Genomic DNA, 11,313 nt, shown 5'->3' with positions numbered 1-11,313 from the left:
AACCTTAGACAAGCTCTATTTTCCCTGATCCGAGGGGCATTTCCGTGTCACGGCACCCGCTCACACCCCAAACTCATCGGTGGATCGAGGCTTAGACATGATGGATCGCCTCTCACACCTGCGGAGTTAGCTGTCGGGTTCGGATGAGGGCATCCGGCCGTACGGAAAAATCACGTAGTGGCTTAACCCCAAGGGCAATTGTGTGCCCGGGACTTCTGGGTCCCCCGCCTCTGCCTATGCTCAAGCGGAATCCGGGAAGCGGCAGAGCTTGGCGTCATCCGGATATGCGGCCCGAACGGGAACCGCACCCAATCGACGGTACAGGAGTTCAGGTCTTAAGTCACATTTTGGTAACAGGGATCACGACGACGGCGCGCCGCCTTGCGCCGCTACCGCAGGCAGGGGGAGTTGCAAGGCAAACTGCGTGCGTCCCGGCTGTGATGTCACCGTGACCTTACCCCCGTGGGCCTCGACGATGGATTCGACAATTGAGAGACCCAGGCCGCTGGTTCCCTCAGCGGCAGATGCGCCCGGTCCCCCCGCGTTGCGCGCCCGGGCCGCGTCCGCGCGGGCGAACCGCGCGAAAACCTGGTCCACGAACTCGGGGGGAATGCCACCGCCGTCGTCCGTTACCGTCACCACCGCAGCGCCTTCCGATGTCTTCCCAACCCCGGTGACCACCGTGGTTCCCGGCGGCGTGTGCTTGCGGGCGTTGGACAGCAGGTTCATCAGCACCTGCCGCAGCTGGGAGGGGTCGCCGTTCACCACGACGGGTTCGCCTGGAAGCTCCAGCCGCCAGGTATGGCCGGGCGCCATGACCTTTTCGTCGCTGACGCCTTCCACCACCAGCTGGTTCAGGTCCACCTCGCTAAGCTTCAAGGGCTGGCCCTCATCAAGGCGCGCCAGCAGCAGCAGGTCCTCCACCAGCGCGGTCATCCGCTGGGACTGGCTTTGAACCCTCGCCAGCGACTTCTCCCCGTCCGGAGTGAAGTTTTCCGTCATCCGCATCAGTTCGGTGTACCCGCGGATGGCGGTCAGGGGCGTGCGGAGCTCATGGGAAGCGTCGGCCACAAACTGCCGGACCTTGGTTTCACTCTTCTGCCGCGCCTGCAGCGCGTGGGCCACGTTGTCCAGCATGAGGTTCAGGGCGTGGCCCACGCTGCCAACCTCCGTACCGGGATTGGAGTTCGACGGCGGCACGCGCACCGCAAGTGCCACCTCGCCGGCATCCAGGGGCAGCCTGGAAACACGGGTGGCAACCTCGGAAAGCTGCTCGAGGGGCTTCATGGTGCGGCGGATCAGGACACTTCCCACCAGTCCGATCAGGAGCAGGCCGCCCAGGGAGACGAAGACGAAGGTCCACACCAGGGACGCCAGCGTGCTCTCCTTCCCGGCCAGTGGAAGCCCTGTTACGAGGACGTCGCCGAAGTTGGTCTCCACAGCCACCAGCCGGTAGCCGCCGTTGGAGAGTGCCCTGTCCACGGGTTGCGCGTTTGGGGTGAGGGCCAGCAGGACCTGCTTGTCATCCGAGGACAACGGCGAGCGCGTAGTGTCCGAGGTGAGAAAGCCGCCGATGCTGACCTGCCCATTGAGGATGCGTGCATTGAGGGTTCCCACGCTTTGGCCGCGGGAGTCCAGGGGGTCCCTGCCCTTGAAACCGCCCGAGGGAGGGCGTCCTGGATCGTTCGAACGGTCCGCGGCCTGGGCCAGCTGTTCGTCCAATTGCCGGGTAAGGAACGCGTCCATCGAGGCGTAACTCGCCACGCCCACAGCCCCGCAGATGGCAATCAACAGCGTCATGGCCAGGAGGATCAGCCGGGTCCGCAGGTGCCACGTGCCGGGCTTCAGCCAGCTCCGCCGCTGCGGTGCCGCCGTCGAGTCGGGGGGCGCCATCGCGGTCCTACTCCGCCGGCTTGATGACGTACCCGGCGCCACGCACGGTATGGATCATAGGCGGGTGGACGGCATCCACTTTCTTGCGGAGGTAGGAGATGTAGAGCTCCACGATGTTGGCCTGGCCGCCGAAGTCGTAGTTCCAGACCCGGTCAAGGATCTGCGCTTTACTGATGACGCGCTTGGGGTTTTCCATGAGGTAGCGGAGCAGCTCGAACTGGGTGGCCGTCAACTGGAGCTCCTCACCCGCTCGGGTCACCTCACGGGTGTCCACGTTGAGGACCAGGTCTCCAACCACCAGCTCAGCGGTGTCCATGGCGGCCACACCGGACCGCTGGACCAGGCGGTGCAGGCGGAGCAGGACCTCTTCCATGCTGAATGGCTTGGTGACATAGTCGTCACCGCCGGCTGCGAGGCCAACGATCCTGTCCTGAACCGCATCCTTGGCGGTGAGGAACAGTGCGGGAACCTCAGGAGCATAAGCGCGGATCCGCGTCAGTACCTCGACGCCGTCGAAACCGGGGATCATGACATCCAGGACCAGCACGTCAGGGCGGAAGTCCCTGGCCACCTTCACGGCTTCCGGACCGTCGGCGGCGATCGCCACGGACCAGCCGGCCATGCGCAGGCCCATGCTCATAAGCTCGGAAAGGCTGGGCTCGTCATCCACCACCAGCGCCCTGATGGGGGAGCCGTCCGGGTGGGTGAGCTTGGGGAGGTTGTTGGTCATGGAGTGCGAGGTGGCCATGGGACAACTCTCCGATCGTTGGCTAAAGCCCCGCTTTGGCGTTCCTGTGCGCAAGCTGTGAATCCCAGCCTAGCGAGCTGGATCCGCAGAAATGCCCCTAACGTGCTACCTGTTTAGTCCCCTTCACCCCTTCCACCAGCTTTCAAGCGTCGGAGAGAACCGGATTCCCGAATGCCACTTAGCCGCTGAGCCTGCAGATTTTTCTGTCCAAAAGCAGGACCGGCTGGACACGCCGTGGACGCGAAGACCGAGATTCCACTATCGCGCGCTCCAATGAACGAAGACACATAAAATGGCGCTGCTACCGAACGATATTTCGCAGGTCATCTAAAAATGACCCGTAGACAAGATAACAACCGTTATTTTTTACACAGCCCAGAATTGTGATTTGGAGCACTTTGGCTAAATTCGTCTCATTATGCGGACGATCACGTCCATTGTTACTTGCAAGTTGCCATTGTTACGCTGCACACTTCCAATGTGAACAAGAACTCAACAGCACCTGCAGCCGCAGAATATTGGCCCAGCACATCAGCTGCTGCCGACATGCGCTGTTGTCGAATGCACGCCTGACCTTCCCACCCCCCGAAGTTCTTAGGCATTCGCCCACCAGCCCAGCGTCGGGCGCCCCTCCCCAGTTCGCATTGCGGGGATTCCCAGCATTCGGGCCGCGATGACGGCCATTCACATTGAGGTAAGCATTCCATGTCAGTTGCATCCGGATACGTCCACATTTCTGTCCGTAACGCCGCCAAAGCCGGCCAGCCCTCGGGCCTCCGCCCCGGGTTTGGTCCCCGCCCTGCCCTGGCCCCATCATCATCCGGAAGCACCTTCCCCTCCCAGGGCTACGCGCCGCAGGGGTTCAACCCCAACTCCTACGGGCAGCTCCGCGCCGTCCAGCCCGCGGAGGCGGCACCCCTGACAGCCCCCACTCCGGTAGTGGCCGGCCCCAACACCGTCCGGCCCGTAGCCAACGACACCGTTGCCCGCGGATTCGTCCTCTACATGGGCATCGATGAGGAAACAGCGGCCGCGGCCGGAACCTCCATCGCCAAACTGGCCCAGGAGATCCGCGCCTACGCACAGTCCCTGGTGTCCGGCGCCGAAAGCTATGCAGCCGTTGCCGTTGCCCCCTCCGGCACACCAGGTTCCGCGCTCGACGTCGTCCGTTCCACCTTCGGTGACCCCACCGTCAACGCCCGCCAGCGCACCGAGGCCCCGCGTCCGTCGCAGGCACAGGAGCCGCGCCCTTCCGGCGTCCTGATCGACCTGGCCCGCCGTGAAGTCCACTTGGACGGCGAGTCGCTCAACTTGACCTTCAAGGAGTTTGAGCTCCTGAACTACCTTGTTGAGAACGGCACCCGCACCGTGGGGCGCGACGAACTCCTCGAGGGGCTGTGGCGCAACGCCGAAGAGGTGCCCAACGAACGCACCATCGACGTCCACATCCGCCGGCTCCGCTCCAAACTGGGCCGCCTCGCCAACACTGTGCGCACAGTCCGCGGCCAGGGGTACCGGTTCTACGAGCACCCCGAAGTTGTTGTCTGGGCCGCTCCGGAATACTCGATCTAGCACTCACTCGAAAGCGCCTGTCCCGCTGGGACGGGCGCTTTCGCTGTCGCGGCACAATCCCTCTGCGCCTGCGCTCGTCCCTCGCGCGACAACGGCGCTTTCGGGATGTGCCGCTTCGCTACAGCGCCCTACGCGAAATGCCGCTGTCGCGCGTTCGGGCTCTCCTGGCATGTGCCTCCGCGACTGTCGGAGGTGGCGCACCTCGTTTGGTCCCCGACTAGGCTTGGGGCATGAGTGAGCACCATCTTCGACGGCTTGTGATCATGCGGCATGCCAAGGCCGACTGGCCTGGCGGGGTTGCTGACCACGAGCGTCCCCTGGAGGAAAGGGGCCACCGCGAGGCGCCCCTTGCCGGCCGGTGGCTCCTCAAACACAACATCGTCCCGGACTTCATCCTGTGCTCCAGTGCCTTGCGGACCAGGCAGACCTGCACCTGGGTGTGTTCGGAGCTGGGGGATAAGGCCCCTACGCCCAAGCTTGAGGACGGGCTGTACGCTGCGTCCGCACTCCGGATGCTGACGGTGATCAACCATGTTCCGGATACAGTGACCACGCTGATGCTGATCTCGCACTTGCCCGGCGTGCAGGACCTTGCCATGCACCTTGCCTCACGCGACTCCGACCACGACGCCTACATGGACGCCGCCACCAGGTACCCCACCAACGCCCTCACCGTCCTTGAGACCGAAAAGTCCTGGGCGGAGCTGGACGGACAGGACGCGCGCATCACCAGGTTCAAGGTCCCCCGGGCGCACTAACCACGGAACCAGGACTGCGCCTGTGACCACGCCGCCAGGGTGGCCGGGGGACTTGGCGCTTGGGTTGGCGTCGGGGGCCAAAGCGCTTGGGGTCACCGCCGGGGCGCGGCCTTGGCGCCCGTGGCCGACGACGGCTTCCCGGCTGGAGAGGCCGACGACGGCTTCCCGGCTGGAGAGGCCGACGACGGCTTCCCGGCTGGAGAGGCCGACGACGGCCGCCTCGCAGGGAGGGAAGGCACTTTCGCGGGTGCGCGGAGGCCACCTGTGCCCTGCTTGCCGGTGCCCGCACCGCCTGTGCCCTGACTGCCGGCGCCTGCACTGCCTGTGCCCTGACTGCCTGTTCCTGCGCCGCCTATGCGCGCTGCCGGCCTGCGCTGGGCCGTGCCTTTGGCAGCCGGCCTGCCCGCCGTCGTCGTGCGTCTGTTGCCCCCAGCGCCGTGGCCCGCCGCGGCCCTGCCTTTGCCTGCTTTGCCCTTGCCTGCCCTGCCCCTGCCGGCCGCTGTGCGCAGACGGCGCCCCCGGGGCCAGGCCGCACCCAGGAACAGGACAAACAGGGTGGCCAGGGCGGCCGCGGCGGCGCCGAAGAAGTAGTTGTCCGGATCGCCGGTGGGGAGCGGGGTGCCAAAGAATGAGGGCTCGCCGGCAAAGGCCAGCTCCCACGTGCTCACAAACGCCAGGGAAAAGGCAACGGTGAGGCTGGTCCCGGCACTCGCCGCCAACAGGGCAACGCGGCGTCCCCTCTTCAGGATTTCGACGATGCACGCCAGGCACGCCAGCGCCAGGACACCGAGGAAAGCCACGAACACCGGTTCGGCGAGCGTCATCCCGGTCAGCACCAGCAGTCCGGCCGCAACAACGCCGGCAATGACCGCTAACTTCCCGCTTTTCCCCATACGCTCCATCATCCCCGAGGACCGGGCCGTTGCCGCACGTAGCCGCGCATGAAGGCCATGATTGCCGCAACGCTTTGATCACGCGTGCGCTCAGGGTTGTACGTCTGCCGGTCGAGCCCCACAACGAAGCAGGCGCCGAAGATCGCGGTCTCGAGGCTGCCGCGCGAAACGGTGCTGTCCACGGGGTAGGCCTGGGCCACCTTTTCCACTGCCGCCCCAATCACTGCCAGCAGCTCGCCCCTGAGGACGGCGAACGTTCCCTGCCACTCGCTGGGCGTACGCCAGTTTTCGCTGACCCAGAGCCGGGCGAAGGACGGGTATTCGGCCATGAAGTCCAAAGCCTGCCCGATCATTGCCTCCATGGCGAGCAGGGGATCCCTGGACCCGGCGGCGGTGATGCCCCGTACCTCGTCCGCATCCTGCCCGGGAGGGCCTGGCTCTATAGAGTCCTGCAGGCGCGCCTTCAGGATGTCCACTCCGTGGCGCAGCAGCTGTGCAATAAGCTCCGATTTGCTGCCGAAGTTGTAGTAGACGGTCCCCTTGGAGACTCCCGCTGCAGCTGCAATCTCGTCAACTGTGACGCCCGCTGCTCCACGCTCGCCAATGAGCTCCATGGAGGCATCAAAGAGTTTCTGGCGGGTGGCGGCGGTCCGGGCGGGGCGAAGGGTTTTCACGGCTCCGGCTGGTTCGGCGGTCATACCGCGATCTCGGGTTTCAGCGTCTTCAATGTCCAGTACTTGTTCCTGCGCACGGCCAGCGTGGACATGGCCACGCCCAGTGCGGTGTAGCCCGCCAGGCCCAGGGCGGTGGGGGCAATCAGGGACAGGTCAGCGCCATAGATGAGGTGCCTCATGCCGGACACCACGTAACCCATGGGAAGGATTTCATGTGCTGCGTGGAGCGGCTGCGGAGTGGTCTGCCACGGAAAGGTTCCGCCCGAGGACACCAGCTGCAGGACCAGCAGGATGAGCACCACGAGTTTGCCTGGCGACCCAAGCAGCGCAACAACGCCCTGGATGATCGCACTGAACGCCATGGCCGCGGCGAGCATGAACAGCCACATCAGCACCGGATGCGCGGGATCGAGGCCCAGCGCAAGGTTCACCACCAGGGTGAGGAGGCTCGCCTGCACCACCGAAACCGCCAGGAACGGCAGCCAGCCGCCCACCGCGATCTTCCAGGACGGGGCGTTGGAGGCCAGGGCCCGCTGGGTTATGGGACGCATGGCCTGGACCAGCATGAAGATGCCGATCCATAGGGCGAGGGTGAGGAAGAACGGCGCCAGTCCGGCACCGTAGGACTCCGCCTTGGCCTGGGAGACATTGCTGACCGCAACGGGATCGGCCATGACGCGTGACAGGTTGCTCTTTTGGGCATCATCCGGGTTGGGCACCTGCCCTGCGCCCTTGCCGATCTCATCCGCCAGGGTCCGCGAGCCGTCCGCCGCGGTACCGGCACCTTCCGCCAGCTGGGCTGCCCCGTCGTCGACCTTACGGGCTCCGTCCGCCAGGCGGCCCGCGCCGTCGAGGGCCGCCTGCCCGCCGGTGGCCAACGCGGCAGCACCGGTGTGGAGCTGGTCGGCGCCGGAGGAAGCCTGGGAAACGGCTTCCCTCAGCGCCGGCGTGCCTGCAGCGAGCTGGGCAGCGCCGGTGCTGACGGCTTCGGCTCCGGAGGCCAGCTGCTGGATCTGCGCTGCATCTTCCTGGACCTTTGCCCTGGCGGCCGCTACCGGGCTCGTGCCCGCCGCGGCGTCAAGATCGGCCAGGATTCTGTCCGCCTGCTCCTGCGTCAGGATGCCTTCCGCGACGAGCCTGGTGTTCGATTCCACCACCCGTGCCCGGAGCCCCTGGTCAGCGGTATCGAGCTGGGCTGCAACGTCCTGCACCTTGGTGTTCAGCTGCGCGTTCCCGGCAGCAACCTGGGCTGCCCCGGCTGCGAGGGTCTGGGAGTCGGTGGGCAGCGTAGCCGTCTTTTCCTTTAGCGTGGAGAGGCCGGTGCTGAGCTGGCCCGCGCCGTCGGTCAGCTGGCTGGCTCCATCCCGCAGCTTGACTTGGCCCGCGTACAGCTCACCGGCTCCGCTGCTCAGGGCTGAGGTGCCCTCGTGCAGGGTGGCAGCCCCGTCGCGAAGGCCCGCAACGCCGTCGGCCAGCTGGCCGGCGCCCTCCGCTGCCTTGACCATCTGCGAATGGATGGTCCCGAAACCCGTCAGCAGCTGGTTTGCCGTTTCCTCGCCCACCTCCGTGGCCACCGTGTTGTGCACTGCGGTGGTGAGCTTGTCCACGATGGTGCTCAGCAGGTAGTTGTTGGCATCGTTGGTGGTCACGTTGAGCATGGCCTGGCTGGCGGAATCGAAGCTGCCGGGGGATACCAGGTTGGCCGAGAAGTCCTGCGGGATTTTCAGGGCGAACGCGTAGTCCCCGCTGCTGACCCCCTGGTCCGCCTCCTGGGTTGTGGCCACCGGGATCCAGTGGAAAACGTTGCCATCCACCAGGCTCTCCGCCACCTTTGCGCCGGCTTCGAGGCGTGCGCCGTCGCTGGTTGTGGCACCGGCGTCTTCCACCACCAGGGCCGCGTCGAGGTTGTCCAGGTTGCCGTAGGGGTCCCAGTTTGCGTAGAGGTACACCGCGCCATACAGCAGCGGGACCATGGTCAGCGCAAGGATTGTGAGTTTGGGCATCAGCCCTGCGGTCATGCGCTTGAGTTCAGAGCGGGCCAGCCGCAGTACCGTCACGTGGCAACCTCGGTTTCGAATTCAGTAATCTCTGCGGTATCCGGTTCCCCGCCATCCGCCTGCCCGGGGGATTCGCGGGGGACAGCATTGCCGACTGCAACGGCAGGCCCGTCCCACGACGGCGGGAGGGCACCAACAGTGGCGACGACAGCGAGCGGCCGTCCGGCGTCGGACGCCAGGCGCTGCAGTCCCGGCAGCCAGTCAGCGGGGTCTGGGCTGTGCCGGTCAGGGGAGTCGGCCACCAGCAGGTCCGTGTGCGGGTTCGCCAAGGCCAGTGCTGTCAGGAGTTCCAGCCGCCGTGAAGGGTCCAGTTGTTCCGTCCACAGGTCAGCGATGTCCTCGAAGCTGTTCACCTTGAGCCACGGGCCGCCCACCAGGGCACCCCGGTAGCGGCGGGGGATCAGCGCCAGGTCCTCGGTGACCAGGTCACGCACGCTGAGGTGCTGCTCCGGTTCGTTGACGCCGGGGGAGTCCACCAGAGCGCTCGCCAGCCGGAGCGCCTTGGGCCGCTCGCTGCCGTCCCAGCTGACATGGCCGTCGGACGGCTTCATTCTGCCGCTGAGGAGCAGGGCCAGGGCGGTCCGGTGGTCCTGCCGCCTCCCGGTCGCCAGCAGGAGCTCCCCGCGCTGTACATGGAGTGATGTTGCCGGGAGGAGGGGATCCCTGCGGCCATGGGCAGAGAGCCGTTGTGCTGAGAGCAAGATGGGCCTTTCGCGGGATGCATCTCCAGCCTAACTGAACTGACCAGTCAGTTCAAATAAGACAGGTGCCAGTCGGCCGCGAATAACTGCCGGCGGCTGTGCCTCAGAGGCCGTACTTCTCGAGGAGCCGGAGCCAGACCTCGCTGATGGTCGGATAGGAGGGCACCGCATGCCACAGCCGGCTCAATGGCACTTCGCCCACCACGGCGATGGTCGCGGCATGCAGGAGTTCGGCCACATCCGGCCCGGCGAACGTGGCTCCTAGAAGCACCTTCCGGTCCTCATCGATAACCAGTTGGGCCCAGCCCTGGTAGTTTTCCGAATGCAGCGAAGACCCGGCCACCTGGATGGGGAGCTCCACCGAAGAGGCGTTGAAGCCGTCCTGGCGGGCGGTGTCCAGCGTGCGGCCCACGGTGGCAAGTTCCGGATCGGTGAACACTATGTTCGGCACTGCGTGCTGGTTGGCCGTCTGGGAGAACCGGCTCCAATCCTCCGGTGAGCCGTTGAGTTCACCCTTGGCGCGGGCGGCAATGGCGTCTCCGGTGGCCCGCGCCTCGTACTTTCCCTGGTGCGTCAGCAGGTTCTTGCCCGCGGCGTCGCCAGCCGCATACAGCCAGGGTGCGTCGCCCGCCACACCCTGAACCATGCCGGAGGCGTCCGTAGTGATGGCGAGCCGGCCGTCATCATCGGGCTCGATGCCGATACTTTCCAGTCCCAGGCCTTCCAGTGCTGGATGCCGGCCGGTGGACACCAGTACCTTGTCGGCCGTGACCGCAGTACCGTCGCCCAGGAGCAGGCTGAACGTGTCGTCGTCGTTATGGCTGATACTTTGTGTCGCGGTGTTAAGGCGGAGCTCCACGCCGTCCGCACGCAGTCCTGCGGCCACAAGGCTGGCCGCCTCCTCCGGGAACTTGCCCAGCAGCTTGCCGCGGGCAATGAGTGTTACCGCGGAACCCAGGCGGGCGAATGCCTGCGCCAGCTCTGTGCCGGCAACGCCGCCACCCAGGACTGCCAGCCGCCCGGGTACTTCCCTGGCAGACGTAGCCTCCCGAGTACCCCATACCTGCAGGTCCTCCAGCCCTTGAATCGGCGGAGTGTTAGGCACTGATCCGGTGGACAGCACCACTGCGTGGCGGGCGCGGAGCCGGTGCGAGGTTCCGTCAAGGCCCGCAACCTCGACGCTTTTGGGGGCCGTGAGCCAGGCGTGGCCCCGGATGAGGTCGATTCCGGAGTCCTTGACCCAGGCGACCTGGCTGTCATCCTGCCAGTTGGACGTGAAGTAGTCCCTGCGCTTAAGGACGGCTGCAGCGTCGAGCGTCCGCGTGACAGCTTCCTTGGCGCCCGGGGTTGTTTGGGCCGCGTGCAGTGCAGTCCCGGGCCGAAGCAGCGCCTTGGACGGCATGCACGCCCAGTATGAGCACTCTCCGCCCACCAGTTCCGCCTCCACTAACACCACCGAGAGGCCGCCTTGCGCAGCGCGGTCCGCGACGTTTTCTCCCACCGCGCCGGCGCCGATAACAACAACGTCAAATTCCTGCTCAACAGGCTCGGGCATCATGGGGAAAGCCTACGCCCGGGGACGGGTGCCTTCGGGCGTGCATCGGGGACGGCTGGCCGCATCCGCATCAGGTCCATCCGACCGCAGTGCTGCTTAACGCAAAAGGTCCGCTCCGGCGAACCGGAGCGGACCTGATTGGTGCGCCCAAAGGGATTCGAACCCCTGACCTTCTGTTCCGTAGACAGACGCTCTATCCAGCTGAGCTATGGGCGCATCTCGTGTTCCTGGAGAAGAACCGCTCTCCCTGAACCTCGAATTACTTTACGCGAGGGGTGGCTGCGATGACAAATCGGAAAGCATGTAATCTCTGTAACTAGACCGGTATAGGTGACCTTTGTCACTTAAATTCCCACTTAGTCGGCTGAATTCCTTGATTTCGCGCGGAATTCCATTTTCGTGGCCTCGAAAGGTCAGCCTACGTCCAAAAAACGGCAGTGGTCCGGACCATAGCATTTAGCA

The 11,313-nt window shown here is 65.5% G+C and carries 9 protein-coding genes, 1 tRNA gene and 1 riboswitch; of the genes, 2 read left to right on the top strand and 8 right to left on the bottom strand.

Annotated elements, in window-relative coordinates; all coding sequences use genetic code 11:
* Positions 1 to 104 precede the first annotated feature (104 nt).
* Positions 105 to 267, bottom strand: a riboswitch (cyclic di-AMP (ydaO/yuaA leader).
* Positions 268 to 360: 93 nt separating this feature from the next.
* Positions 361 to 1,893, bottom strand: a complete 1,533-nt coding sequence (locus tag ACIQF4_RS20565; RefSeq protein ID WP_400517701.1) for an ATP-binding protein — start codon at positions 1,891 to 1,893, stop codon at positions 361 to 363.
* 7 nt (positions 1,894 to 1,900) lie between these two features.
* The gene (locus tag ACIQF4_RS20560; RefSeq protein WP_400517700.1) at positions 1,901 to 2,641 is read right to left on the bottom strand and encodes a response regulator transcription factor; all 741 of its coding nucleotides are present in this window, start codon (positions 2,639 to 2,641) and stop codon (positions 1,901 to 1,903) included.
* A 705-nt stretch (positions 2,642 to 3,346) separates the two neighbouring features.
* On the opposite strand from ACIQF4_RS20560, the gene ACIQF4_RS20555 reads away from it, so the two are divergent.
* A complete protein-coding gene (locus tag ACIQF4_RS20555) occupies positions 3,347 to 4,213 on the top strand; it encodes a winged helix-turn-helix domain-containing protein (protein WP_400517699.1) in 867 nt (288 codons plus the stop codon).
* 230 nt (positions 4,214 to 4,443) lie between these two features.
* On the top strand, positions 4,444 to 4,971 hold the full coding sequence (locus ACIQF4_RS20550; RefSeq protein ID WP_066273784.1) for a histidine phosphatase family protein: 528 nt from the start codon (positions 4,444 to 4,446) through the stop codon (positions 4,969 to 4,971).
* A 92-nt stretch (positions 4,972 to 5,063) separates the two neighbouring features.
* Here the strand turns inward: ACIQF4_RS20550 and ACIQF4_RS20545 are convergent, their stop codons facing one another.
* From ACIQF4_RS20545 to ACIQF4_RS20520, 6 genes are all read right to left on the bottom strand, one after another.
* Positions 5,064 to 5,864: a hypothetical protein gene (locus tag ACIQF4_RS20545; RefSeq protein WP_400517698.1), complete on the bottom strand. Its 801-nt coding sequence runs from the start codon at positions 5,862 to 5,864 to the stop codon at positions 5,064 to 5,066.
* A gap of 8 nt (positions 5,865 to 5,872) precedes the next feature.
* Positions 5,873 to 6,562 (bottom strand): TetR/AcrR family transcriptional regulator, encoded by a 690-nt coding sequence (locus ACIQF4_RS20540; RefSeq protein WP_400517697.1) that lies wholly within the window; start codon positions 6,560 to 6,562, stop codon positions 5,873 to 5,875.
* Positions 6,559 to 8,595: a YhgE/Pip family protein gene (locus ACIQF4_RS20535; protein WP_400517695.1), complete on the bottom strand. Its 2,037-nt coding sequence runs from the start codon at positions 8,593 to 8,595 to the stop codon at positions 6,559 to 6,561. The genes ACIQF4_RS20540 and ACIQF4_RS20535 overlap by 4 nt, the downstream gene beginning before the upstream one ends.
* Entirely contained in the window at positions 8,592 to 9,296 is a 705-nt protein-coding gene (locus ACIQF4_RS20530) for an ABC transporter ATP-binding protein (RefSeq protein ID WP_400517694.1), read from the bottom strand. The genes ACIQF4_RS20535 and ACIQF4_RS20530 overlap by 4 nt, the downstream gene beginning before the upstream one ends.
* Positions 9,297 to 9,399: 103 nt before the next feature.
* Positions 9,400 to 10,854 carry a dihydrolipoyl dehydrogenase family protein gene (locus ACIQF4_RS20525; protein WP_400517693.1) on the bottom strand — a complete coding sequence of 485 codons (1,455 nt, stop codon included), beginning with the start codon at positions 10,852 to 10,854 and terminating at the stop codon, positions 9,400 to 9,402.
* Positions 10,855 to 10,990: 136 nt separating this feature from the next.
* Positions 10,991 to 11,067, bottom strand: a tRNA-Arg gene (locus ACIQF4_RS20520).
* Between the last annotated feature and the right edge of the window lie 246 nt (positions 11,068 to 11,313).

The organism is Pseudarthrobacter sp. NPDC092202 (assembly GCF_044755505.1).
In the GTDB taxonomy this organism is placed as follows: Bacteria; Actinomycetota; Actinomycetes; order Actinomycetales; family Micrococcaceae; genus Arthrobacter.
This window is presented reverse-complemented; position numbering and strand designations above follow the sequence as displayed.

What these genes read in the sequence shown, in the direction of transcription:
- ACIQF4_RS20565 (WP_400517701.1), bottom strand. Translation starts at nt 1,893, where the DNA reads ATGGCGCCCCCCGACTCGACGGCGGCACCGCAGCGGCGGAGCTGGCTG.
- ACIQF4_RS20560 (WP_400517700.1), bottom strand. Translation starts at nt 2,641, where the DNA reads ATGGCCACCTCGCACTCCATGACCAACAACCTCCCCAAGCTCACCCAC.
- ACIQF4_RS20555 (WP_400517699.1), top strand. Translation starts at nt 3,347, where the DNA reads ATGTCAGTTGCATCCGGATACGTCCACATTTCTGTCCGTAACGCCGCC.
- ACIQF4_RS20550 (WP_066273784.1), top strand. Translation starts at nt 4,444, where the DNA reads ATGAGTGAGCACCATCTTCGACGGCTTGTGATCATGCGGCATGCCAAG.
- ACIQF4_RS20545 (WP_400517698.1), bottom strand. Translation starts at nt 5,864, where the DNA reads ATGGGGAAAAGCGGGAAGTTAGCGGTCATTGCCGGCGTTGTTGCGGCC.
- ACIQF4_RS20540 (WP_400517697.1), bottom strand. Translation starts at nt 6,562, where the DNA reads ATGACCGCCGAACCAGCCGGAGCCGTGAAAACCCTTCGCCCCGCCCGG.
- ACIQF4_RS20525 (WP_400517693.1), bottom strand. Translation starts at nt 10,854, where the DNA reads ATGATGCCCGAGCCTGTTGAGCAGGAATTTGACGTTGTTGTTATCGGC.